At 40.1% G+C, this 24800-nt stretch carries 26 protein-coding genes; 14 read left to right on the forward strand and 12 right to left on the reverse strand.

Annotation, left to right across the window (positions count from 1 at the left end):
* The first annotated feature begins 91 nt into the window (after positions 1 to 91).
* Together ATC1_RS00760 and ATC1_RS00765 are read left to right on the forward strand one after the other, a co-directional pair.
* The gene (locus ATC1_RS00760; protein WP_062277129.1) at positions 92 to 1087 is read left to right on the forward strand and encodes an NAD-dependent epimerase/dehydratase family protein; all 996 of its coding nucleotides are present in this window, start codon (positions 92 to 94) and stop codon (positions 1085 to 1087) included.
* Positions 1088 to 2125 (forward strand): glycosyltransferase family 4 protein, encoded by a 1038-nt coding sequence (locus ATC1_RS00765; RefSeq protein WP_062277132.1) that lies wholly within the window; start codon positions 1088 to 1090, stop codon positions 2123 to 2125.
* Positions 2126 to 2188: 63 nt separating this feature from the next.
* On the opposite strand, the gene ATC1_RS00770 is transcribed toward ATC1_RS00765, so the two are convergent.
* Both ATC1_RS00770 and ATC1_RS00775 read right to left on the reverse strand, forming a co-directional pair.
* Positions 2189 to 2698 (reverse strand): prolyl-tRNA synthetase associated domain-containing protein, encoded by a 510-nt coding sequence (locus ATC1_RS00770; RefSeq protein WP_082174593.1) that lies wholly within the window; start codon positions 2696 to 2698, stop codon positions 2189 to 2191.
* A gap of 9 nt (positions 2699 to 2707) precedes the next feature.
* Positions 2708 to 3217, reverse strand: a complete 510-nt coding sequence (locus tag ATC1_RS00775; RefSeq protein ID WP_062277135.1) for a phosphoribosyltransferase — start codon at positions 3215 to 3217, stop codon at positions 2708 to 2710.
* 530 nt (positions 3218 to 3747) lie between these two features.
* Here ATC1_RS00775 and ATC1_RS00780 point away from each other — a divergent pair.
* The 5 genes from ATC1_RS00780 (at position 3748) to ATC1_RS00800 (ending at position 7166) form a co-directional block, all read left to right on the forward strand.
* Positions 3748 to 4233, forward strand: a complete 486-nt coding sequence (locus tag ATC1_RS00780) for a hypothetical protein (RefSeq protein WP_152024187.1) — start codon at positions 3748 to 3750, stop codon at positions 4231 to 4233.
* Positions 4226 to 4753 carry a hypothetical protein gene (locus tag ATC1_RS00785; protein WP_062277142.1) on the forward strand — a complete coding sequence of 176 codons (528 nt, stop codon included), beginning with the start codon at positions 4226 to 4228 and terminating at the stop codon, positions 4751 to 4753. Before ATC1_RS00780 ends, ATC1_RS00785 begins: the two co-directional genes overlap by 8 nt.
* A 279-nt stretch (positions 4754 to 5032) precedes the next feature.
* Positions 5033 to 5590 carry a ribosome recycling factor gene (frr, locus tag ATC1_RS00790; RefSeq protein WP_062277145.1) on the forward strand — a complete coding sequence of 186 codons (558 nt, stop codon included), beginning with the start codon at positions 5033 to 5035 and terminating at the stop codon, positions 5588 to 5590.
* 9 nt (positions 5591 to 5599) lie between these two features.
* Positions 5600 to 6325 carry an isoprenyl transferase gene (locus tag ATC1_RS00795; RefSeq protein WP_062277149.1) on the forward strand — a complete coding sequence of 242 codons (726 nt, stop codon included), beginning with the start codon at positions 5600 to 5602 and terminating at the stop codon, positions 6323 to 6325.
* Between the two features lie 16 nt (positions 6326 to 6341).
* Entirely contained in the window at positions 6342 to 7166 is an 825-nt protein-coding gene (locus ATC1_RS00800) for a phosphatidate cytidylyltransferase (protein WP_062277152.1), read from the forward strand.
* On the opposite strand, the gene ATC1_RS00805 is transcribed toward ATC1_RS00800, so the two are convergent.
* The 6 genes from ATC1_RS00805 to ATC1_RS00830 form a co-directional block, all read right to left on the reverse strand.
* Positions 7141 to 8253: a LiaF transmembrane domain-containing protein gene (locus tag ATC1_RS00805; protein ID WP_152024188.1), complete on the reverse strand. Its 1113-nt coding sequence runs from the start codon at positions 8251 to 8253 to the stop codon at positions 7141 to 7143. The two genes, ATC1_RS00800 and ATC1_RS00805, sit on opposite strands and share 26 nt — an antisense overlap.
* A 53-nt stretch (positions 8254 to 8306) precedes the next feature.
* Complete coding sequence (locus ATC1_RS00810) at positions 8307 to 9374, reverse strand: LysM peptidoglycan-binding domain-containing protein (RefSeq protein ID WP_082174595.1); 1068 nt, start codon at positions 9372 to 9374, stop codon at positions 8307 to 8309.
* The gene (locus ATC1_RS00815; RefSeq protein WP_172667684.1) at positions 9371 to 10342 is read right to left on the reverse strand and encodes a LysM peptidoglycan-binding domain-containing protein; all 972 of its coding nucleotides are present in this window, start codon (positions 10340 to 10342) and stop codon (positions 9371 to 9373) included. Before ATC1_RS00815 ends, ATC1_RS00810 begins: the two co-directional genes overlap by 4 nt.
* A 367-nt stretch (positions 10343 to 10709) precedes the next feature.
* A complete protein-coding gene (locus tag ATC1_RS00820) occupies positions 10710 to 12209 on the reverse strand; it encodes a sensor histidine kinase (RefSeq protein ID WP_062277162.1) in 1500 nt (499 codons plus the stop codon).
* Entirely contained in the window at positions 12199 to 12894 is a 696-nt protein-coding gene (locus ATC1_RS00825; protein WP_062277879.1) for a response regulator transcription factor, read from the reverse strand. The genes ATC1_RS00820 and ATC1_RS00825 overlap by 11 nt, the downstream gene beginning before the upstream one ends.
* 249 nt (positions 12895 to 13143) lie before the next feature.
* Positions 13144 to 13722: a hypothetical protein gene (locus ATC1_RS00830; RefSeq protein WP_062277165.1), complete on the reverse strand. Its 579-nt coding sequence runs from the start codon at positions 13720 to 13722 to the stop codon at positions 13144 to 13146.
* A 284-nt stretch (positions 13723 to 14006) separates the two neighbouring features.
* On the opposite strand from ATC1_RS00830, the gene lexA reads away from it, so the two are divergent.
* The 7 genes from lexA to ATC1_RS00860 all read left to right on the forward strand — a co-directional run bounded on the left by lexA (position 14007) and on the right by ATC1_RS00860 (position 20603).
* Complete coding sequence (gene lexA / locus ATC1_RS00835; RefSeq protein ID WP_062277168.1) at positions 14007 to 14702, forward strand: transcriptional repressor LexA; 696 nt, start codon at positions 14007 to 14009, stop codon at positions 14700 to 14702.
* A 49-nt stretch (positions 14703 to 14751) separates the two neighbouring features.
* On the forward strand, positions 14752 to 15876 hold the full coding sequence (locus tag ATC1_RS00840; protein ID WP_062277172.1) for a glycosyltransferase family 4 protein: 1125 nt from the start codon (positions 14752 to 14754) through the stop codon (positions 15874 to 15876).
* Between the two features lie 231 nt (positions 15877 to 16107).
* Positions 16108 to 17034, forward strand: a complete 927-nt coding sequence (locus ATC1_RS00845) for an NAD-dependent epimerase/dehydratase family protein (protein WP_062277175.1) — start codon at positions 16108 to 16110, stop codon at positions 17032 to 17034.
* A gap of 246 nt (positions 17035 to 17280) precedes the next feature.
* A complete protein-coding gene (locus ATC1_RS14780) occupies positions 17281 to 17445 on the forward strand; it encodes a hypothetical protein (RefSeq protein ID WP_154664732.1) in 165 nt (54 codons plus the stop codon).
* A 24-nt stretch (positions 17446 to 17469) separates the two neighbouring features.
* The gene (locus ATC1_RS00850; RefSeq protein WP_062277178.1) at positions 17470 to 17994 is read left to right on the forward strand and encodes an FKBP-type peptidyl-prolyl cis-trans isomerase; all 525 of its coding nucleotides are present in this window, start codon (positions 17470 to 17472) and stop codon (positions 17992 to 17994) included.
* A gap of 12 nt (positions 17995 to 18006) precedes the next feature.
* A complete protein-coding gene (locus tag ATC1_RS00855; protein ID WP_062277180.1) occupies positions 18007 to 19089 on the forward strand; it encodes a pyridoxal-phosphate-dependent aminotransferase family protein in 1083 nt (360 codons plus the stop codon).
* A gap of 23 nt (positions 19090 to 19112) precedes the next feature.
* Complete coding sequence (locus ATC1_RS00860) at positions 19113 to 20603, forward strand: phytoene desaturase family protein (protein WP_062277183.1); 1491 nt, start codon at positions 19113 to 19115, stop codon at positions 20601 to 20603.
* A 36-nt stretch (positions 20604 to 20639) separates the two neighbouring features.
* On the opposite strand, the gene ATC1_RS00865 is transcribed toward ATC1_RS00860, so the two are convergent.
* From ATC1_RS00865 to ATC1_RS00885, 4 genes are all read right to left on the reverse strand, one after another.
* Positions 20640 to 21755 carry an aminotransferase class V-fold PLP-dependent enzyme gene (locus ATC1_RS00865; protein WP_062277186.1) on the reverse strand — a complete coding sequence of 372 codons (1116 nt, stop codon included), beginning with the start codon at positions 21753 to 21755 and terminating at the stop codon, positions 20640 to 20642.
* 566 nt (positions 21756 to 22321) lie between these two features.
* Positions 22322 to 22510, reverse strand: a complete 189-nt coding sequence (locus tag ATC1_RS00875) for a hypothetical protein (protein WP_062277192.1) — start codon at positions 22508 to 22510, stop codon at positions 22322 to 22324.
* A gap of 22 nt (positions 22511 to 22532) precedes the next feature.
* A complete protein-coding gene (locus ATC1_RS00880) occupies positions 22533 to 23420 on the reverse strand; it encodes a sortase (protein ID WP_062277195.1) in 888 nt (295 codons plus the stop codon).
* A gap of 150 nt (positions 23421 to 23570) precedes the next feature.
* On the reverse strand, positions 23571 to 24584 hold the full coding sequence (locus tag ATC1_RS00885; protein WP_152024190.1) for a GtrA family protein: 1014 nt from the start codon (positions 24582 to 24584) through the stop codon (positions 23571 to 23573).
* Positions 24585 to 24800: the final 216 nt, after the last annotated feature.

The raw sequence follows: 24800 nt of genomic DNA on the forward strand, positions 1-24800 counted from the left end.
ATCACAACAAAAAGTATTTTCTGATTAATTCGAAGAATAACAAGTCTATTTTTCGAATTACTGATGAAAGGATTTCGGGACACAAGGTAGTATGAAAGCATTGGTGACTGGAGCTACGGGTTTTATCGGATCTGCATTATGTCGAAGACTTTGTGAAAATGGATATCAGGTGACTGCATTTCATCGGTCAACCAGTATTATTCGGCAGATCGAAGATCTTCCTGTGCGACATGTCATTGGTGATTTGTGCGATGATATTTCGGTTGAAAACGCTTTTGCGGATAAACCGGAAATCGTATTTCATTTAGGAGCTCAAACGGCTTCTGGAAAAATTCGAAAGCGAATTCTGGATGTGAATATTGGCGGGACCAGACGTGTTCTCCAATCCGCTTTGCGAAATAAAGTTGATCGAGTAATCTTCCTCAGCTCATCGTTTGCGATGGGGATCCCGGAAAAAAATCATACCAGGCAAGCAAAACCGGCTTTGATTTCTGAAGATCATACCTGGAATTTCTCCGCGGCGAAATGGCCTTATGCCTGGTCGAAGTATTTAGCAGAAAAAGAAATTCAATTGGCATCCGCCTATGGTATGGATACAGTGATTCTCAGTCCTTGTATTGTGATTGGACCTGGTGACCATTATCGAAAATCGAATTCATTCTTGGTACAGTTTCATGACCATCCTCCGTTATTTCATGTTGATGGCGGAATTAATTTAATCCATGTGCAGGATGTTGTGGAAGGATTGATACAATCCGTCACGTATGGGGAAAGAGGAGAACGATATCTTCTAAGCGGAACGAACGTTTCTTTCCAGAAATTATTTCTTCTGATGTCCGATGTCCTAAACTTCACATCTCCGAAATTAGCGTTATCGAATCGTTTCTCCAGAATCTTGTTTCAATTTATAAATGGAGAAAAAAATCCATCCAACGTCGGAAATATTGAAAATGATCTGTTTCATTTTGCAGGATATTATTTTTTTTATGAATCAAGAAAAGCTCGCATACAGCTCCGGCTTTCTCCTCCGAGGAATCTGACTGATTCATTAAAAGAATCCTGGAATTGGTTTAAAGGAATGCAGTAAATGGAAAAAAAGACAATTTGTATGTTGCCTGAAATTACTTCTTTGGGCGGTCCGGGGACGTTTCAGAAGAAATTTCAAGAAGAAGCTGCAAAATCGGGCATTGAAGTGCATTTTAATCCCGAAAGGAAGGATATCGGTGCCTTTCTCATCATTGGAGCTCCGCGCCGTTATATTCCATATCTCCTTCGGGCTCGTCTATGCAATATTCCCGTGATTCAGCGCCTGAACGGGATGAATTGGATTCATCAGGTTGTGGATTCAGGATTGAAGTATTATCTTCATTCGGAATTCGACAATCTTTCCATCGCATTTGTACGAAGATGGATTGCTTCCGGCATTATCTATCAAAGCCCATTTTGTGAAGAAAGATGGAACAAAAAATTTGGAGTATTAAAGAAACCAGTAAAAATTATTTATAACGGTGTCAATCTGGATGATTTTAAACCTTCTGAAACGACACCGGATTCACACTCAATTCAAATTATGATGGTTGAAGGGAATCTTGAACACGGAAGTGAGTACGGTATTGAAATTGCTATCCGAATGATTCTGGGTTTGTCAGAAATATTTCCTTGTTCGATCGTTCTTCAAATTGCCGGAAATGTCAATCCGCAATCCAGGGAACGAATTCAAGCGACTTTCAATGCATTACCATCTCATGTTCAAGTAAATTTTCTCGGAGTTCTTCCAAAACAGGAGATTGCTGCATTGGAATCACAGTCAACATTTTTCTATTCTGCTGAAATACTGACTGCATGTCCAAATTCCGTGATCGAAGCTCTGGCTTGCGGTTTGCCAGTGTTGGGTTTTGATACCGGATCACTGAAAGATGTTGTCGGAGATGGTGGTATCGTGATTTCTTATGGCGCTGATTATTTAAAACTGGAGGAACCGGATATAAAAGGGCTAATTCAGGCAGCAGAAACAATTGTTCGTGATAATTTGAAGTACCGTATCCGAGCAAGAAAACGAGCGGAAAACGTCTTCCCTTTGGATCAAATGACTCTGGACTATATTCGATTTTGTTTAAAAGATTGATTGAAAATAATCGTAAAAGCGAATTTTTCAAATCTTAAACAGCGACTCGAAAAGCATCTCAAGTCAGATGATTTTCGGTTCATGGTTTGTAACGGTTAAGAACTTTTCAATCCCCTGATGTTTAAGAATCAATGTGGCAGTGTTAACAAGCGGATGACAGAAAATTCGATCCGCTTCCCAGGCTTCTCTTAAAAAAATGGTTTGCACTTGCCGGCTGGTATCATTGATGACTGCCAACGGGGTGACCGAGCCAGGTGTAATTCCCAAAAGCTTCTGCATCTTTTCTTCACTGCCAAACCGCAGTTTCGATTCATTCAATTGTTCACCCAGCGTTTTCAAATCCGTTTTCATGTCCGAACGGGTGATAAGCAAGAAAAAACGGTTCCCTTTGTGATTTGACAAAAACAGATTTTTTGCGGAAAAACCGTTTAGGTGATTGGTATAAAGATCTGCTTGCTCATTGGTATATACAGCAGGATGTGCATAGTACTCGTAATCTATTTCGTGTTTGTCCAAAAAACTCAATAAAGATTTCTCATCATAAATTAATATTTGCGGGTCAGAATTCATCATCCGTTTTTTTTAGCAAAAATTTGCTAACAATATGTCCTTTCCCCTTGCGGCTTCCCAAGGATAAATGATCCATGCGTCCGTAATTGCTGCAAAAAAATCAGGTTTGTCATTTTTAAATAGATTCATTTTTGGATTGAAATGGAGAACACAGGTGAACGGGATTCCCTGAACTCCGCTGATTCTGCTTTTGATTGTCGAAAGACATCTGCCGGTCCCCCATGCGTTACTGACAATCAGAATATTCTTATTGGCAAGCTGTGAATCGGCTGGAAAGTTCTTGATATTTGGCCATGCCAGTAAACGCGGATCCTGGCGCTGTGTTTCCATTTCAAATTCTTTGGGGTAATCAATTTTTACCAATAGTAAATCCTCAATGCCCAAAACCTCGGATAAGATGCTGCCGGGGATAGTTCCTCCTTTGCTCAGCATCAAAATCGCATCAAAATTTGTGTGAAATTGCGGGATCAGATGATCGATCAGCCGATCGACTTCCTGCCACGAAATCAGTTCTTTGCGCATACTTGTATTCCTCAAATCTTAAAAAACCATTTGCAAAATCGAAATCTCTTGTAAGCAAATAATCGAGGGACAGCAACCTGTTTGTCTGGATATTTAAATGCTTATCCTTGGATTCTTCATAATTTTTTTCTTTTCTCATACGGTCTTTCGAAAAATCGAATTACTGAATCAGAAGAAAGCATGTCCCTAAGAATAATTTTATTATAGTAAATTTTAACTTCAAAAATTATCAAGTGCGGAATTCGTCAGCAATTCCAAATGTGGAAAGAATTCTTTATTGTTGTATTGTTTTAAATACTTTACACCAAAGATTTAAATGATAAATCCATTCCATTTGGCTTGTTTCATATAATTTCATGTCGTTCATCATTCATTCTGATAAAAGTCTTTAATTTTTTCGACAATTTTTTTCGTTTCTTCGAATTCCCATATTTCGAATTACTGATTGCTGCCGGCCGTCTTTGAAAAACAGCACAGGGTAAACTATAATTATTTTGATTCGGACAGACCAAGAAAGTGAACTGATTTTTATGAGGCTAAATCGAATTATCTGGTTTTTGATTATGATCGTTGCAGGTGCTGTGCTTGGGCTTTATTATGCCTGGATCGTGAATCCTGTGCGGTTTATTGATGCGACTTTCTATGATCTACGCCAGGATTACAAAGCGGATTATATCCTGATGGCTGCAGAAATCTATCACGAAAATCCTGTCCTGTTTCAAACGATGATTCGCATTGATCGGTTAATGGAAAATTCTGCGGAGGAAGCAGTGGCTAATGCGATATCCAATGCTGAAAAATTAGGCTATTCTGAAAACGATTTGGATCTGTTATATAACTTGAATAATGCTGTGGGCGGAAAAAAAGACGAGACTGTTGAACCGGAAGATATCTTTATCGAATATAACATTCCCGAAATCAATCATCAGGACATTTCTACGCCAACGGTTCCAGCCAATGAGGACTTCCATAATTCGTCTGAGAATCCATTTGAGCAAGGTGACGGTAATGGTTGAACATAAAAAGCGGGGACCTTATTATTTAATAACCGGACTGGTGATTGGATTGATCATTGGTCTGTTCTATGCCTGGGTGATGAATCCTACCCGATATGTTGATATCACGCCAAAATCACTGCATGCAGATTATCAAAAATTATATTTGCAGATGATTGCAGAATCTTATCAGGCGAATGAAGACATGGGAAGATCCTATTCCCGGATCAAACAGATGATGGATCCAGTTAATCTGGATACCCTTCGTTCCATGTTGTTAGAGATGGAAAGCGATCCTGATTTTAAGGAATCTTTTGATGTAATCAGAAATTTTATTAATGATTTGGATATCTATATCCGGAATCAAAACAACTGGCAAGCGGAAAATCACCAGAATCCGGTTATAGAGATGTCTCCCGTAGAAAATTTCGAATTTGAAAATCAAACGAAACCCACTGCAGAAACTCTTCGCGTTATTGCTCCTGAATCATCCGGCGGTTCTCAACAGTCAGATGGTTTTTATGTGATTTCCAATCCCTGATGTGGAACGGAGATCAAAAACTCAAGTGTTCAGTAATTTGAAATCAGAAAAAGCTTTATAGAAAAAAGAGAAATCTTGTTGTTATGGTGTTTTTATGCTTCGCGCAAAAACATCATGACTACAAATAATTCAATACATGTTTCGAACAACGGATGAAAAATATTACATATCCAATCATGAAAATTGAATTCTATTTTCGTAGGAATTACTGTGTTGCAGCGTGTATAATGGAAACATTATCTGCGATGAGTTTTGAAAGAAAAATATTTGGAGGTTTTTATGATCAATGAAGTTTTAGATGATGCAGAGAATCGAATGAAAAGCGCAATTAAGGTATTGGAAGATGATTTGGAGGGTATTCGAACTGGCAGAGCCACGCCGACTTTGGTCGAAAAGCTGATAGTCGAATATTATGGAATGCCGACACCTTTTAATCAGGTTTCAACCATCAGCATACCCGATGCTCGCACAATTCTAATTCGTCCATTTGAATCCTCACTGATTAAAGCAATGGAAAAATCAATTCAGGCGTCAGAGTTGGGATTGACTCCCAGCAATGATGGGAAATCCATTCGCCTGATGTTGCCCCCATTGACCGAGGAGCGCAGAAGAGATTTGATGAAGGTTGTTAACAATCGACTTGAAGATGCGCGTGTTGCAATCCGAAACATCCGCAGAGATGTCATTAAAGATATTAAAGATTTTGAAAAAGAAAAAATGATTTCTGAAGATGATCGGAAAAAAGGCGAAGAAAAAATTCAGAAATTAATCGATCAATATATTGCTCAAATTGATGAAGTTGGAAGACATAAAGAGAAAGAAATCATGGAGGTTTAATCAAAATCAATGACTGAGTTGAAATTAGATGTTCCACCTGAACGGATCCCACGCCACATTGCTATCATTATGGATGGAAATGGCCGATGGGCAAAAAAACGCGGATTGCCTCGGTTAGCTGGTCATAGACAGGGAACGGAAAATTTACGCAGAATTATTAAGGCGTGTGTTGAGTTTGGAATCAAGTATCTTACGATCTATGCGTTTTCAACCGAAAATTGGGGAAGACCTGAAGATGAGGTTAGAGGACTCAATCAGATATTCAATGATGCTTTTGTAAATGAATTTGATGAATTGAACCGTCAGGGTGTGCGGATTATCCATCTCGGACAACGAGAAGGGATCGGAAGCGATATGATGGCAAAAATCGATGATGCGGTTGAAAAATCGAAGACAAACGATCGGTTAACACTATCTGTCGGTTTAAATTATGGCAGCCGTAATGAAATTATGCATGCTGTCCGTAAAATTGTAGCAGATGGAATTCCTGTCGACCAAATTACAGAACCATTGATCAGCGATTATTTGTTTACAAAAGGGATCCCTGATCCGGATTTGGTAATCCGAACATCAGGTGAATTACGTTTAAGCAACTTCCTGCTTTGGCAGTCAGCATATTCTGAGTGGGTATTCCCGGATGTGCTATGGCCTGACTACAGTCGTGAAGAATTAATAAAATCAATCCAAGAATATGCAAAAAGGGACAGACGTTTTGGCAAAATTAACGATAAATGAGCAAGGTGATCATTCTATGCTGAAACGTGTTATTTCAGTAATCGTACTTGCACCGATTTTGTTGTACCTGGTTTATCTGGGCGGCATTCCATTTCTTATTGGCTGCTTCCTGATATTGGGCATTTCGGCTTATGAATTTGGTCATATTTATAACCGTGATGAAAAATGTAAAACACCTATCGCCCTATTGGTGGTTATGGTCCTGCTGCTGGCGTCTGCAAGGTATTTTATCGGTTTTGATGCTTCGCAGCGCATGATGACAAGCTGCATCATGGTTTCGATGATCTGGGGTATTTTTGCCTATGAGCATCATAGTACGAGAGCTGCTTTTGGCTTTGCAGTCCTGGTGACGGGTTTGGTCTATATCGGCTGGCTTGGCAGTTACATGATTTCTCTGCGTCAGGTTGATAACGGGTTTTGGTGGCTGACCCTTTGTCTATTGATAGTATGGATGAACGATACAGGAGCTTTATTCGTTGGTAAGAAATTTGGCAAGCATCATATGCTGCCCAAAGTCAGCCCGCAGAAATCCTGGGAAGGGTATCTGGGCGGAATTCTGACAGCTTTACTGACAGCGTGTTTATTGCATATTGCTTTTCCGGCAATCTCAAATATGCTGACCAGGAACCAGGTCCTGATTTTGGCTTTCATCTTATCTGCCTTTGCCTCCATGGGGGATTTTGGAGAGAGCATGATCAAACGGACATTCGACATTAAAGATTCTTCCAATATCATTCCCGGTCATGGCGGTTTCTTTGACCGTTTTGACACGGTTTTCTGGGCAATGCCGATTTGTTATTTGTTCTATGAACTGATCAGTTACGGGCTGTTACAAGTTTAATCGTTCCATTTGAAAGCCGTATATTAACCGGGATAACTGGCCCAGTCATTTCCATTGGATATATTTCATTACCGGACTGCATATAGTTTTCCGGATATGTGACTGTTGTATTTTCTCCAGAGTATGTGCAATAAACCGCTGTGCCCTCTGGAATAAAAATTCGAATGGTACCATTCGCTGATTGGAGGTTAATCGGTATTTGCGATGAATAGGGCAGCATGATATCAATGTTGCCGGTATTATTCATGATATCAGCGCTTGCGAGACTCATTCCTCGAAAGTCGATGATTTGATAACCGTTGTTCATCTTTAAGGATAAAGCAACGTTTTTTCTCTGACTGACTTTTAGATTCCAAAAAGCATCTGAGTCTTTGTTTTCATTTGCCGCAGTACTGGACAGCGCATAAGTAACTGAATATTCATCCTGGAGCATTTCTTCTGAAAATGTCTCATTGGAAGCTAATGCGATTGAACCAGTGAGTGAGCGATTGTCCAGATTTTCACTTTTTAATTGTAACTTTCCTGAGTTGACGCCAAATCGCAGCGTGATATTCGCTTGCTGCGGCAGTAAATAATCGATCTGACGGGATCGGGAACCGGATGAAACGCCCCCCGGTCCGGGAGTAGTCAGCGGATAGCTTTTCGCCATGCCTGAACTGGTAGGAAGCGGAACATCTGGTATCGGCACAATTCCTTTTGCTCCTAAAATGGCATAAACCAGAATGGCGATGATAATGATTACCAGCAAACTTCCAGCCAGACTCCTTCCGCATAACAGCATATCGATTCCAAAAAGAATTAGAAGCAATGGCCAAAAATTAATAAAAACATTCCAAGTCTCACTGGATCCGGCTGTGATATTAAAAATAAGAACTGCCAATCCGGAGAAGACCAGAACAGCAGCACCAAGGATTCTTTTCGCTCCGAAAAACAAGTCCAATCCCGCTGCGATAAAAATTGCAGGCCAAGCGATTTCCATCAATGCTCCGCTCGATGTACCGAGCAGCCCCATAGCTTGTAGCTGGAAAAAGGCACCAGCAAGAATCACAATGATCGGCATGAAATAGGTCTTATTCGAATTTTCCATATAAACAGAGGGTTGCAATATTCATGCCGGATAAACCGGAAACAGCAGGGAGATTATTTGCGAATAAAGGTGAATACCAGTCCCAGCACGCTTAATAGTATCAGAGTCAGTCCAATTGTTTGACGGTAGGATTCCATCTGATTAAGTACTGTTGAAAAACCAATTTTGGTTTCTTCTGGCGTGGGCTGCTCCAGGGAAGGTGAGGGATTGAAGTTTATTGTATAGGTAGGTCGGGGTGTGCGTGTTGGAGGACGCGGTGTATCCGTGATCGTTGGAGTCGGAGTAATTGTGTAGGTTGGTTCAATAATGAGTTCCTTCCCTTCATAAATGACCGGATTCTCAAGATCCAGGTGATTTAATACTGCAATGGTATTCCAGTCAACTTTATAAGCGTAAGCGATTTCTGACAACGTCTGACCGCTGGTAATTTCATGAACAACCGAACCGTCAGGTTGTCTTGTCGCAGTCATCAGAGGAATTGGCGAGGGTGTCGTTGAGACAATCGGTTTTGGCGTTCGAAAATCATAAGTCGGCAGCGGTGTGTACTGAATGGAGCCATCCAGGAGGTAGCCGACCATCACGACAACAAAACGGCGATTTCGTTCATCTGCAACACCAATTCCGATATGCTGTCCCTTCATATCCAATAATTTTTGGATACTTTTCGGATCCGATTTCCAAATTGAATGAATTAAATATTCTGGTGTTGTATCAACCCAAATCATTGCCACATTTTGGCTGACAGAAAAAGGCGCTCCTCCTCCATAACCGACATCGATTGCCCTTGTCTGAACCGTTTCTCTCTTCGGTCCCTCTTCGGTTAATTTTCCGATTTTCAAAAGATAGGCGGCAAAGTTTTGTGCTGCCATGGATAAATTTTTATCAAAAATGAGCATCGGAGCTTTTTTTTCAGCCCGTAGCATATTGATTTGGCTGAAAATTGATTGGATTGCTTTTTCTTGTTCACTCACGGGAGTGGCTGTGGTAGTGCTTGTGTGATTAATGGATTCTTGGATGGCTGTTGCTGTGATCGAATTTGCATCAGTTTGTGTGTTTGCAGCAACAAAAAAGACAGTTACTGACATCAGAATTTCGGTAAGAAAAGCACGACTTTTTCTCATGTACGATAAAAACCGTAAAAGATGGTCAGGAGAAGACCGATTCCGCAAATGATTGTGAGCATAAAACCAAATTTACGAGCGCCTGGTGTATCAAAAAAACTGATGTGCCCGATCAATGGAGAAGGTGTAGGTGTTGATGTAATGGTCGGGGTTAAAGATGCCAACGGCGGCAGTGTCATGGTGATTGTAGAGGTTGGTTTTGGTGTGTTTGTGACAGGAGGAGGAGTCACTGTAGGAGTCAAAGTGTCGGCAACTGGAGTCCCTCCGTAAAAAATCAGGATTCGCCGACCTGCAACTACACTGGTGTCATCGGGAGACATGCCGTTCAATTCCTGCAATTTTGCTATGGTTGTCCCATAATTTATGGCAATTGTCCAAAGTGTTTCGTTGACTTGCACTGTGTGATAGACTGATCCGTCCAATTCAGGCGTACTGGTGGCAAATTCACCGGGTTGGACAGGCGCGGCCTGAATGTCAATGAAACTTGAACCGGCGTTTATATTGGGAGCAATTACGGTAGAGGCGCTTTTCTTATCCAGGTTGGTATCATTTCCAGAGCTGTTGACTTGCAGTGTGTAATACCTGGTTCCATCAGTTCCTACTGCCATACCTGCCCCAACTGTTCCACTGTCCAATCCGATCATGGTATATAAATGGAGTTGATCCGTCCACATCTGTTTTACACAATAGGAAGCGGCAATGTTTTGTCCTGCACAGACATTTTCTGATCTGGCTGGAATTCCGGAGCCATCGGCACGGTTGTGTGTGGAGGTATTGATAGATGCCTGATATTCGCTATGCGCCTGGGCAGAAGCCGAAAGTGCAGGATCCACTGTGTATGCAGCTAAACCGTTGGCAGCTCGCAGGGCATTTACTTCCGATATTAATGAATTCGCGTCCTGGGCTGAACAACTTATTTTTGGTATGCAAAAAAAAATGGCAATGAGAAAGATGATCGATAATGTCATTTTTGGAAATTTGCTTTTTTTACTCATGAATTGGATTATAACGCGAACCATCATATTTATTAAAGAGCAGTAATTTGAAATATGAAAAGAATTCTGTATGCGAAAAGTCACTCCATCTTTCAAATTGCTGATTAGAGAGCAGTAATCCGAAAGTTAGATCTGAAATTTGAATCTATCATAACGATAAAAAAATCCTCCCTTTGTATTACTGAGTAAAGAGCTGTAATGTAAATTCTGGAAAAGCCTTTTGAGAGAAACATGAAAAATTGTGTTTGTGGTGTCAGTCTGAGAAACGTATAAACAGCAGATCACAATTTATTCTTCTCTTTTTTCAAATAACCGAGTTTTCGTGATTTACTTGAATCGTTCATTTGAGGATAGTAACGTCTCGGGCAGTCTGATCCGTACGTAAAAGGGGCAGTGTGAGGACAATTCGGGTTCCATAACCGGTTTGATTTTGATCATGAAAAATTGGGCTTTCTGCCCAAACCTTCCCGCCATGAGCTTCAACCAGATTTTTTACGATAGCCAATCCAAGACCTGAACCTCCGCTGCTTCGGTTACGTGATTCATCTCCTCGATAAAATCGGTCAAAAATATATGGGAGGTCAACCGGATCTACACCGGATCCCGTATCCTGAACAACAATCTCGCAATTGTTCTGTTGAATATCCGATTTAACTTGGATTGAAATCATTCCGCCTTCTAATGTGTATTTCAATGAATTCCGAATCAGATTCATTAAAACCTGTTTGATTCGATCAGCGTCTGCAGTAAGCGTCGTTTCTCCTTGAAAATCATTGATGATTGTGATACCTTTTTGATCTGCCTGCGGTTTTATTTGATCGATAACTTGTTTGACCAGTTCTTCGATATTAATCTCGGAGAAATCAAGCTTCAATTGCCCTGTTTCGGATAACGAGATCAACCGTAAATCGTTTACCAACCGATTCAAAAGAAGTGTTTCCGAATAGAGAACGGCGATCTGCTCTTTAGAAAAAGGCAGAATGCCATCCTGGATGCCCTCCAGAGTACCCTGCATAGCGGTCAGCGGTGTGCGTAATTCATGTGCGATGTCTGCAGTCAGATGGCGTCTTTGGACTTCTGCTGTTAAAAGACTTTCTGCCATTTTATTGAAAGTTTTTCCCAATTCTCCGAATTCGTCCTGTGTTCGAATATCAACTCGCTGGTTTAAATCACCCCCTGAAATTTTCATTGCCGCGGCTTTTAATTTCCGAATTGGAGAGATTATTTGCAGGAAAAGAATACTGCCTAGCAGGATTGCAATTGCTCCGGCAATTCCCGCCGAGCTGATAATCGCTTTGTTCATAGAAGAGTAAAAATCATCTGTCAGAGAATTCTGCTGCTGATTTATGAAGGGACTGACCAGTAAAGTACCGACTTGTTGATCCTGAGCATTGACGGGTAAACCACGTTGCAGGTCGGATTTAGAAATTTGATTACCGTTCATTTCTTTTTGGGAATCCATAACGACAATTCCTTTATTATCGGTAAGGATGACTCTGAATTCCATTGAGCTCATTCCAACAGCAATCGAACCATTCCCCTGGCGATTCTCATTCCAGTTCTGGTTCTTTCCCATGCCATATCCGCCCATCCCGGGTTTAGCCAGATCGCTTTCTGTTGAGAATAAATCAGTTTCCACGTTGTCCCAGGATTGATAGGATTCATAGTAAGCCGATAAAACCGGTATCAAGCGGTTGGCATACATTTGACTGCTGCGATTCGAATAATATTGGAAAGCGTTATGAATTCCTTTTGGCATTAATGTGAAAATCACAGCTCCGCCGATGGCAATAACAAATAAAAATGCTCCAAGTAGTTTGACAATCAGACTATTCCGCATCGCCGCCTTCTTCAAATTTATATCCAATACCAAAAACTGTCTTGATATACGCAGGCTTTTTGGGATTTTTCTCCAATTTCATCCGGATATTCTTGATATGCGCATCGATGGTGCGTTCATATCCTTCGAATGCACTTCCTTGCGATTGTTCCATAATTTGCAGACGACTCAGGACACGTTTCGGCTGGCTTGCCAGTACCGTTAAAATATTAAATTCTGTGGGAGTCAAATCCACAGTACGTCCGGCTACTTCAACAATATGCTGGTCAGTATCGATTATCAGATCTCCGACACGAATCTGGCTTGGCTTCGAGGCTTCGACATTTGTTCTCCGAAGAATTGTCTTCACACGTGCTGTCACTTCGCGCGGGCTGAAGGGTTTTGTGACATAATCGTCAGCGCCTAATTCCAATCCAATCAGCCGATCCATCTCCTCAACTCTCGCCGTCAACATGAGAATCGGGACATCGGATTCTTTTCGGATCATTTTGCATAAGTCAATTCCGTTGATATAGGGGAGATTCAAATCGAGAATAATGAAATCGGGTTTTTCGCTTTGAAATTTTAAAAGAGCGGCTTTCCCATCCGAAGCAGTTGAGACGAAAAAATCAGCATTTTCCAAATATGCTTTCAGAATTGCGACAATTTGAGGTTCATCATCGACCACTAAAATTCTCTCTCTCATACCTTCGTCCTTATGCAATCGTTGCGTTGATTGATTAATAATATAAAATATTGACTTGTTTTTCAAATCCATTCACAAAAAATGTTGTTATTCGACAGCAGCAATTCCTGCGAAAATAGAATTCTATTTTTGCAGGAATTGCTGGAAACCATTACGGAGAAATTCTGCGCGACATAAAAGAGTGTTGAACTTTCTCGAATTTCCGGGATCATTCAACACTCAAAACCTTAAGTTTGATGGTTCTTGAATTTACTCGTCATTGTCGTTATAGGGACAATCATTATTGATCGGGCAATTCTTATAATTCTGCATACGATTTCCCCCGCCGTTTTGATTCATCTGATTTCCCATTCGGTTTCCAGATTGAGAATTCATTGTGTTTCTGCCGGAGAATTGATCTCTCATTTCTGTCATGATATCCTGGAATTGTTCGATGGTCAGACCGGATTCATCCGCAATTTGGGATAAAGTTTTTCCGTTTTCCAATTGAGTATTCAAATCCTCTTCTGAGATTCCAAGTTTCTCTGCAAAATATGCGATTCGTTCATCATGGAAAACGCCATCACCGGTTCCGGGTGTGTTCTGGTTTCCCATCATATTGTTCTGTCTGTTTGTGTAACCGAAATTTTGTTGGGTCTGATTTCCCATCATATTATTTTGTCCGTTTGAAAAACCAAAATTCTTTTGCGTTTGATTTCCAAAACCCTGTTGATTCTGATTTCCAAAACTTTGACCATTTGGATTCGATGGACGGGCGCTCACAATACTTGTAAAAGAAAGAATGATGATCAGCATCAGTGTCAATAGTAAAATTTTATTTGTTTTCATGATATATCTCCTTAATATTTATTTTTCGTTTTATTTCACTTTCAATAATGATGTTATCGACCAGTCTTGAAAAAGGAATGAAGAAGATGTGAAGATTTGATGAAGATTCTTTTTGCCCCGAAATTCGAAATACAAACCAACTGAACAACAAGTAATTCTCTTCATATTTCAAATTGCTGATTTTGGGTGGGCTTGACTGCGAACAATTGTTCTGTTATAGTTATTTTAGAACAAATAGAAAATTTTGTTCATTTCGTTTTAATTCTGGTTCCTGGGAGGTAAAAATGGCAAGAAAAGGGAAGTTAATGAATGAACGACATGAGCGAATCATGAAATTCCTTCAGGACTATCAGCAAAAAAATCAGTATTCTCCTTCAATCCGGGAAATTGGAAATTTTATCGGAGTGAATTCGACATCTTTGGTTGATTACTATGTTCGTCAGCTGGTTGAGATGGGATATTTAGAACGGGATGAACATGTATCTCGCAGTATCCGAATTGTCAGGTCTTTTGAAAATAAAAAAAACAAGCCCCAATCGGTTTCATATTCAAAACAGGAAGTGTTGCGATTTCCGGTTTTGGGTAGAATCGTTGCAAGCGCTCCGATTCCGGTTCCGAACTCTGATCTGGCGTATTTTGACGCAGAAAGTTACATTGAAATACCGCGGAAGATGATCCCGCTGAATGAAAAAGATTCCGAACTGTTTGTACTGGAAGTCTCCGGTGATTCAATGATTGATGCAATGATCAATGACGGGGATAAAGTTATCTTTCGGCAGGCAACTGCAGCAGTCAATGGGGATATGGTTGCAGTCTGGTTATCTAATAATGACGAAACCACCTTAAAATATTTCTATCATGAAGGCGATCGTATTCGCCTTCAGCCTGCTAATCCCACGATGGGACCGATCTATATCGATAATCCTGAACAGGTCCACATTATGGGAAAGGTAGTTATGGTAATTCGGAATTTATTATAAGAAAAACATATTGAAAAATGCGAAAAGCTGTTGTAATTTGGAAAACAACATGAAGGAATTCCGTCATATTGTTATTGTTTCATCCCTCTATTTACCGCATCTTGGAGGTGTTGAACAATTTACACAATCCCTGGCAAAATCTCTTGCCGTTGAATGCAAAGTGACTGTTTTATGTCTTAATACAGAATCCATCCCGCAGGATACTCGGGATGGCCGATTAACCGTGCAATACCTGCCTTGTTATTCTATGTTTTGCGGCAGACTTCCAATACCCAGACCGATCACCGGCAATCTGTTACGATCATTTTTTCAATCGAATCAAGTAGATTTTGCGATCATTCAAACTCGCTTATATCCGTTAAGTTTTCAAGCTGCCCGTATTTTGTCTGAAAAGAAGATCCCATTTATTTTGATCGAACATGGAACCGGACATATCCAATTTGGAAAAGGTTTCATGAATCGACTTTGGAAATTGTATGAACATGGCATTACCTTCGGTCTGAAACGTTATTGCAAAAATTACTATGGCGTTTCTCAAGCCAGCCTTGACTGGCTCCAACATTTCGGTATCTCAGGAAAAGGTGTTATTCATAATGGTGTGAATCCGGTGGATTTTCAGGAACTGCAGCCATTTTTCCGTGAAAAATATAACATTCCATCCCAGGCGATTCTCATTGTCTTTGCAGGACGAATTCTGAAAGAAAAAGGTATTCTCGATCTGCTGCAGGCTTTTTATCAAATCGATTCTGACAATGTCCATCTTTTTATTGCCGGCGCAGGGGATATGGAGCTATTGGATTCTTGGCGGGTGAATTCTCACATCCATATTCTGGGACAAATTTCACATTCAGAATTATTATCGTTATTCGCTGAAAGTCAAATTTTTTGTCTGCCTACAACCTATCCTGAAGGATTACCCACAGTCATTCTTGAAGCAGGTTTTTCCGGGATTCCGGTTATCACAGTTGATTCAGGGGGAATCCGTGATGTCATTTTTGATGATATCACCGGTTTATTTGTGGAATCCGGTTCTCCCGAACAATTGCGCATAAAACTGGAACTTCTGATTCGTAACAGTTCGGAAAGGCAACGGTTAGGTTCCAATTTGCAGAATCTGATACAAAAAGAGTTTATCTGGCCTGAAATTATTAAGAACATCAAATCACTATGGTAATCCAGTGAAAAATGTTTTTTATCAATATTCCATTCAGTATTCTTAAATTTGGTAAAACCTTTAATTGAAAAAGTGAAATTTTATTGTTGTGTTGTGCTCCGTTCAAAAACATCGCAACAACAAAAAATTCTCCCGATATTTCAAATTGTTGTGTATAAAACCGAAACTCGAAATTATTGGTACAATAGGTAAAGTTTTCCAGATATCATCCGAATGATCAGGAGTAGTCCTTTGAAAGTATTGGTAACAGGAGCTGCGGGTTTTATAGGCACTTCACTTTCGAATCGCTTGATTAAAGACGGTTATGAAGTGATTGGATTGGACGATTTTTCAGCAGGCAATCCATCCGGGCTGATGCCTGAAGTAAAACTTACGGAAGCTAAAATTAATGATCAAAAAAAACTATGGGAATTACTGCAAGGAGTAGATTGTGTTTTTCACCTGGCAGCAAAAGTGATTGTTCCTGATTCCATTCTCTATCCGCGTGAATACGAAAAAATCAATGTTGGTGGAACGGTAACACTCCTTGAAGCCATGCGGGATGTCGGTATCAATCGTATGGTATTTGCATCATCCGGCGCAATTTATGGCATACAAGATGAACAACCTCTGAAAGAGACTGCAAAACCAAAACCTGCTTCTCCATATGCTGTTTCGAAACTGGCATCTGAATATTACATCAATACAATCGGCAGGTTATGGGGATTGGAAGCGGTATGTCTGCGGATTTTCAACGCATATGGACCTGGCCAAAAATTTTCTTTTGCACATGCTCCGGTCATTCCGACATTTCTCAAACAGGCGGCTTCCATGGGTACGATCGTGATCCATGGCGATGGAAATAAAACTCGGGACTTTATTTATATTGACGATGTTGTGGAGGCATTGGTAGCTGCCTCAAAAATTGACAGGCCTGTAGAATTGGTAATCAACGTCGGAAGTGGCACAGAAACATCTGTCAACGAAGTATTAAGTCTTGCCAAGAAAATCACGAATGGATCTCCGGAAGTTGTTTACAATCAACGTCGTCCCGGCGGACCCGACCGAATGTGTGCGGATATTACACAAGCAAAGACGCTACTTGGTTTTAAACCGAATGTGCATTTGGAAGATGGTATGCGAATGACTCATGAATTTATTGAGCGATTCCGTAAATAAAAAAATTCCGTTTCATATCGGCTTTAGAAGAATACAAAATGATTGAAGTATCGATTCACGTTTCATGGGAAATGACACTTCAACGAAATTCCCCTCTTTGCTAACAAGACTTTTCCATATTTTGAAATTCTGGTTGACATAAATCATCGCAACAATAAAAAAATTCTCTCGATATTTCGAATTGCTCACATTTCGGATAGCAGGTTAAATTTCCTGAAACTATCGTCAGGTATAATAGATAGTATTATGGAATGGATCGATTGGCTTCTTTGCGCTGGTACAGTGATGGCATTTGGGTTCGCATTTCAAATGCTCTTACCTCCATATGGATGGCTTGCCGGTATTTTTGTCGCCGGTCTTATGTTGTTCAGAGCAAAGAAAAAAAGGGATGACCTTCATAAAAAAGAATAGATTTAGAATTTGGAGAAAATTAAAATGGATGAAAGTTTATTGGTAGACGACAATATGGTGGTCAGCCTTGCTTATGTGTTATATGTGGATGATGAAATTGCTGATTCAGCAGATGCTTCAGATCCACTGGATTATATTCATGGACAAGGATATATCATCCCGGGTTTGGAAAGAGAATTAACCGGTTTGAAAGTTGGCGATAAAAAGACCATCCTGGTTGACCCGGTAGATGGATATGGCGAACGGATGGATGATTCAATTGTTGAATTAGAACGTAGTTTGTTTCCGGCAGAATACGAACCAGTAATAGGGAATTCATTGAATTTACAGGATGATCAATCAGATCAGGTTTTTACCGGTTATATTCACAGTTTTGATGATTCAGTTGTCCGTGTTGATTTGAATCACCCCATGGCTGGAAAAATATTAAAATTTGATACGGAAATCGTTGGAATTCGTCCTGCAAGTGCGCATGAACTGGAATCCGGTCTGCATCAACACGATTGTTCGTGTTGTGGCGGATGCGGTGATGAACATAGCTGCGGTTAAATCAGGATTATCATGGTTCGTTACGAAATTCCGATGACTCCGGGGCCTGTAAGAATTTCCAAGGCTGCTTTTCCAGCACTAATAGCTGATTTTGGCGCTGGATACATGGAAGATGAGTTTTACGACACCTATCGCAAAGTAGGTGAGAAACTTCAAGTTCTTATGGGAACTGCCAATGAAGTCATTATTCAGTCAGGTGAAGCCATGTCGATCCTCTGGGGTGCATTAAAGAGCTGCATTCTTCCTGGGGACAGAGTCTTATGTATCAGTACCGGTTTTTTTGGTTCTGGTTTTGCGGACATGGCAAAGAGTCTTAAAGCCGACGTAAACTTATTGGAATTTGGCTTTGATGAGACACTGCATGATTTTGACCGAATCGAATCGGTTGTAAAAACTTTTTCTCCGAAGGTGATCACAGTGGTTCATTGTGAAACTCCTTCAGGAACACTAAATCCGATAGCTGAATTGGGACAGATCAAGAAAAAGTATCACGTTCCTGTCATGATTGTCGACGCTGTCTCATCAATCGCGTGTACTCCAGTAAAGGGTGATGAATGGAATGCGGATATTGTCATGGGAGGATCTCAGAAAGGTTTGTCCCTTCCTCCGACTATTGGTTTTTGTTCTATCAGTGATTCGGCATGGGATGTCATCCGAAAGACAGCCTATGAAGGCTACGAAGCTTTTCTCCCCTGGTATCGTTTGAACGAATCAAAATGTCACCCGAATACACCGGATTGGAATGGAATTGCTGCAATGGATGCTGTTCTGGATGAATTGGCAGACGAAGGATATGAAGAAGTCTTTTCCAGGCACATACAAGTTGCAGAATATATACGGAAAACTGTATGTGAACTTGGTTATCGACTTTTTCCAAAAGAAGACGCTGTCCAGTCCCCTTCTGTTTCCGCTGTATATATCCCCGACGGATTATCGTTTTCTGAGTTTAATCAGAAAATTCGATCATTTGGAATGGGGATAGGCGGAAGTTTTGGCCCATTGGAAGGTAAAATATTCCGAATCGGGCATATGGGTTCTCAGGCAACCATGCATAATGCAAAAGCGGCATTGGATGTTTTAGCACAAGTCATCTGAAACTCAATTACTGATCAAGCTGAATGAAACCACTTCGAATTGTTATCATAGGTTCGGGTTTAGGAGGGCTGGCTGCTGGAATTCGCTTAGTATCTGAAGGTTATCAGGTAACGATTCTGGAAAAGAATACGCTTCCAGGCGGTTGCCTGCGAACGAAAGAGATTAACGGTTTTCGTTTTAATTATGGTGCGGAGGTAATTACCGCACCATTTCTTTTTGATCAGCTTTTTGAACAGGCGGGCAAAAATCGGCATGATTATTTTGATTTGCTGCCTTTTGAACCTGTCTTTCAGGTGATTTTTCCAGGGGAAAAACGGTTTGCATTTTTCAGCGATCCTCAAAAAACGCTACAATGGAACAACCTGTTTTCTCAGGAAGAAGAAAGAGCGTTGCTTTCATATTTTCAGGCTAATGAAGAAATCTTTAACGATGTCTTCTTTGACTATTGTTCGAAACCGATTCAGGACAGTCAACTTCGATCCTTTTTCCCTTTTCTGCCCCAAAAGCTGCAAAATCAAAAATCGTCCCTCCAGGTTGCAGAAGCATATTATAAAACGCCAGAATTGCAGCTTGTATTTGGTTTTTGGCCATTATTAGCAGGTGGTGATCCGAGAGAATCCGGTTCCCTTTTTCGGATAATCCCATCCATTTTCTCGCATTGGGGCGCCAGCATTCCTGTCGGCGGAATGAAAAGGGTGCTGAATTCATTACTTAGTGTTTTTCTTGAACAAGGTGGTGAGATTTTATACAATTCTGAAGTTCAGGAAATCCAGATTTTTAATCGTACTGTTTCGGGTGTTCGGTTGATTGATGGAAGTATTTATCATGCAGACATTGTAATTTCGGATGTTGATGCTCTCACTACATTTCGTTTTCTGATTGATTCCGATAAAAACAAATATTCTTCAGTATCTCAGGCGAAAACAAAAAATCCGGGAATCAGTGTTTTTTCCTATCACCTCGGACTTGATTGTACGCTTGAAGAAAAAATTTCTCTTGCCGGTTGCAATTTTATATTTCCGAATCATTTTGATGCGTTTCTTTCAGATTTGTTTCATCGAAAAACATTGTCTTCTGATCCCTTTTTTCTCTTGAAAATTCCTGCTAAAACCGATTTATATGCCGCTCCGCATGGATTTGAAGCATTGTCTGTCGTCATTCCGGTTCCGAATCTGGCAAGCGACATTTCATGGGAGAGGGAGTCCTACCTGTTTCGGACTCATGTATTGGAGTTGATTCAGGATTATTTTGTGACAGATCTTCGAAAGCATATTCTTTTTGAAGATTATTCAGATCCAGTCAGAATGTGGACTGAGAATAGATCCTATCTTGGCGCTGCATTTTCAGCAATGCCGAGTTCTGCAAAAAAAAATGACCACAGATTTCCCAATCGATGCAAAGATATCCGAAATCTGTATTTAGTGGGTGCAGGAACGCATCCAGGACCTTCGATTCCGGGTGTGCTCATGGGGGCTGCAAATGCTGTATCGCAGATTAAAGCTGATTTTTCTTAGAACGATTGCGGAATATCTGCGGAGAAAAAATTAGGTTCAACGGAATATTTTGCCTGAATTGTACCAACTCGATTTTGGAATAGATCTTCTCGTATCGTAATCAGCCAGAAATCGGTTCATAGCAAAGAATAAATGTTCCATGTCTTTTTCAGTCGCACTGTTCATGTGGGCTATAACGAAAAAAGTATCTTTCATTTCACCGGGGCAACTTCCGATGGATATACCATACCCGTCTAAGAAACCGATCAGGTCTGCCGGAGTGAATTGAGGAAGCGTTTGTAGAACGGAAAAATTCGGGGATGAGGATTGCGGGTCTGCTAAGAGTTGAAAACCTTTTGATACTGCCCATGTTTTTACCAATTCTGAAAGGTGTTCAATCCGCTGAATTCTTTGTTCAATTCCTTCATACTGAATTTCTTCCAATTGTCTTTCCAGAGCATACAGCAACGGATAAGGAATGGGTGAAGTGATTGAATTATCTCGCATCAGCAGCTGTCTGTTCAGATTCAAATACCATCCTTTACCTGGATTTCCCAGCGCCTTAAAATTTGCATGTTCATCCAGAGCGATCATTCCGAACCCCGGTGGAAGTCCCAGCGATATCTCACTGCATGCCAGCATGACATCAATTTCCAATCCAAATTTTAATGGTTGAACGCTGGTTATACTTGAGGAGCAGTCTGCTATGATGATCGTTTCTGGCGAGTTTTTGCGAATTATCGCTGAAAGCGCTGGAATGTCATTATATATGCCGGCGTATGGATCAATTTCCACCAGGCAGACAGCATCAAAATCCCGTTCCATGATTCTTTTTTCAAATTGGGCGAGAGAAAAAACATTTCCATAATTTGCATCAAAAATTGAAACATTGATTTCCATATTCTTGCTGATATCCAGCCATTGTTTTGAAAGCGGTCCATTAACACAAATTAAAACCTCTTTCTGAACGAAACTGTTCAAAGCTATTTCGTACAAACCTTCCCGTGAACAATGGAAAAATTCCAGCAAATATGCATCCGGAAATAATAGCTCCTTAGTCCGAGTCTTCAGATCAATTTGGAAATCCGAGATGGAAAGGGGCTGTGATTTTGCCTGAGCAGCCAGAACCACAGGAGAAACATCCGCCGGAATCGGTTTAAAATTTAATCCCATGAATAAACTCTTGATGCATGAATATAAAAATTACCCGCTTTCAGGTTTTTCCCAGTAATTCGAATTATAAAAAGAGTATGTTGTTGTTCTGATGGTTTTATGCTTCGCGCAAAACCATCAGAACAACAAATTTCTTTCTTTATTCGAAAAGTCAATCCATATTTCGAATTGCTGAGTTTTTCCTCTGAAAAGGGTAACCATGAATATAAAAAAGTAAACAAATCAACACATTTCTTCTCGTTATTTATTCAGAAAAACCGAAAAGACAGCGTTGTCTGTCATTTAATTCGCCATATATTTGGCGTTTATGTTGATGCAAAATAATTACTGATCTTTTTTCTTCTTTTTTCAGCGAGTCTGGATTGCAGAGAACCTTTATTCTAAAGCTCAAATCAACTGTAGAATAATCTGTATCTGGAGGTTCGTGTTCCGAAATTTGGACAAGTCATTAAAAAAAATAAATTCGTTATCATGTTGTTTTCTTGCAGAGCGTAAAAAACACGATAACAATTATTCCTTGCCAAATTTCGAATCGCTGCCGGAAAGCGACAAAAAAAGATTCGAATTTATATAATAAATGATAAAACGATCAGAAATGCGATGAAAACTAATGCCATCAATCCGATCTTTTTCAAATCCTTAACTACATATGTATAATCAGGATTGAAATCTGAAGAACCTGCTTTGGCAATTGCCGGCATATCTTTTTTCATTTCCATTGAGGCGCTGACTTTTCTTTTTTGTTTCTTTTCCATAAAAAACCTCCAATAAATTCACCTAATCTCTGAGTTTTCCTGTCACGACGATTCTTTGATTATCGACAAGATAAGGATAACAGGAAATCAGTGTTATCGTTGCGTTTGATGTTTGGGCTAACACCTCAACTTGCGTTGGTTGTACAATCTGTGTTCCCTGAACGTTATAAGTATAAGTCATTTTTTCCGTTAAGATAATAATTTCATCACCTGTTTTTAATTGATCCAGTTTTCGGAATACCTGTCCGAAAATATCGTTATGTCCGGATAAGATAATATTGCCTGGTTTTCCTGCCTTGGCGCTGTAACTGTTGAGACCTACACCTTTTTTCAACGATTCCCAATCATCCCCCTGGATAATCGGAGCATCCACTTCGATGGCAGGAATTCTGATACGGACAATTTGCTCTCCAGATAGGTCAGGGATCGGTGACGGTTGAACTGAGTCAACAATATCTCTCAGATGTTCGGGAATTTCATTCTGATTGAACGATGTTTTACCGCTTGCATCCGGGGGTGTATGACCACCGGGAAGTACAATTGCCTGGATCAGCGGCGTCGGCGTCAATGTCGGCAGAACCATTGCCCTGGATGCCTCCTGATTAATGTCTGTCAGTATCTGCGTGCCGATAATCAGCATGACTACGATTCCAATAACGGCTGCGATTTCAATGAAAAGCAAAATTTTGTCGAATTTTCTAATTGGAGGAATTAAAGGCATCTTTTCCAGAACCTCTCCTTCCGGTTTCCATTTCAGCTCTTCGTTGATAGGAGCGTTTTCTTCATCGACCGTACGTCCTGATGCCCTATAGGAAGCGATTCTTGCCTCTCGTCCAAGAACTTTTTTTTGCATCAGACGGTATCGCAGTTCTTCTTCGGTTAATTCATCCGCATATTTCTTTCGTGTCATGCAGTAATTATAAAATACAGCAAAGAATTCACAAACCTCAGATTGTGCTCAGCAATTTGAAATATGCAGAGGATTACTTGGTTTTGTGCTGATCAGGTACCCAATGTTTTGGATTGGTTTTCCTATTCGTTCTGAAAAGACTTTTTTAAATTATTCAGGAAAGTGAATCTTTTTGGCAAAAACAAATTTCTTTGTCACGAAATAATTGAAAAAAAACATAACGAATTCGACACTCATCTTAATAAAAATAGAGGGAATCGCGAGATATTTAGATCCAATCTCCAAGGAAAGCCAAACGATTGCACCAGAAAAAATGACCAGTGCAATATAACGGATTAAAGAATCATAGTGATTGCTTTTTTCTCTGAAAACGATAATTCGCAGGAGTGAATAATTTATCAGCATTGAAAATATTCTTGCAAAAATTAAGGAACATAAGTGGTTTTGCCCTAACATATTCAGAAAAACAAACATTGCATTGTCAGCAATTAAACCGACAGAGGCGCTTAATAGATATCGAAAGAAAAGCCCCAGGGAATAAAATAGCACCAGGTACTGGTTAATAAAACGATGTCCATGATATCTTTCTGTGGTTTTATCCAAAAATGATACTCGGATAGGAATATTCTCTTTATGACATATATTCAGCCATGTTAGTGGAAAGAAACCTGAGCCGTTACTTTTTTCCGATAGAACCATGACAGCTTTTTTTGGTACGATCCATAAATATGGATCCGGTTCATCCAGGCGTGTCCCGAAGATTTTTTCAGTCATCCACATCAAAGTTCGCGGTTGTTTTTGAATTGATATTTCTCTCTCGATGATGTGAAATGCTTCCGGTTCATAGACGGAAAAATAGATACCCTGAAGAATGTCATGTTCATTTGCGGAAGTGTCATCTTTGTAAATAATAATCTGATCGAAATCGATGGATGAATGACGGATATTCAGAACGGTTTCGCTAATTCTTTTACTGATATTTTTCTCATCTGCCCAAACAGCTGGAATTGACAGATCCGTGGGAATTTTCTCCTTTAATTTTGTTAAAAAAATTATGCAATAGGGAATTGTGCCTGTGCTCTCAATTATCTCCAATTCTTTAGCCAAGGGTATTTCCTGATTCAAGTGAACCAATATAAATGGAATTTTCTTTAATGATCCCAAAATATACACACGCTCCTGTTTTAATTATGCGTCATTTTCAAAAATACAATTGGCTTTTTATCATCGATTCGAGCTATTGATTGGCTTTTCGGAAAGAGAGTGAAATATTATTGTTGTGATTTTTCTTTCGCTTTCCGCAAAAACAACACTACAAAAAAATCCTCTCTGTATTTCGAATCGCTGAATTTTAATCGAAATCTTTGAATTGTTACGCAG

This window comes from Flexilinea flocculi (assembly GCF_001192795.1).
Classification (GTDB): Bacteria; Chloroflexota; Anaerolineae; order Anaerolineales; family Anaerolineaceae; genus Flexilinea; species Flexilinea flocculi.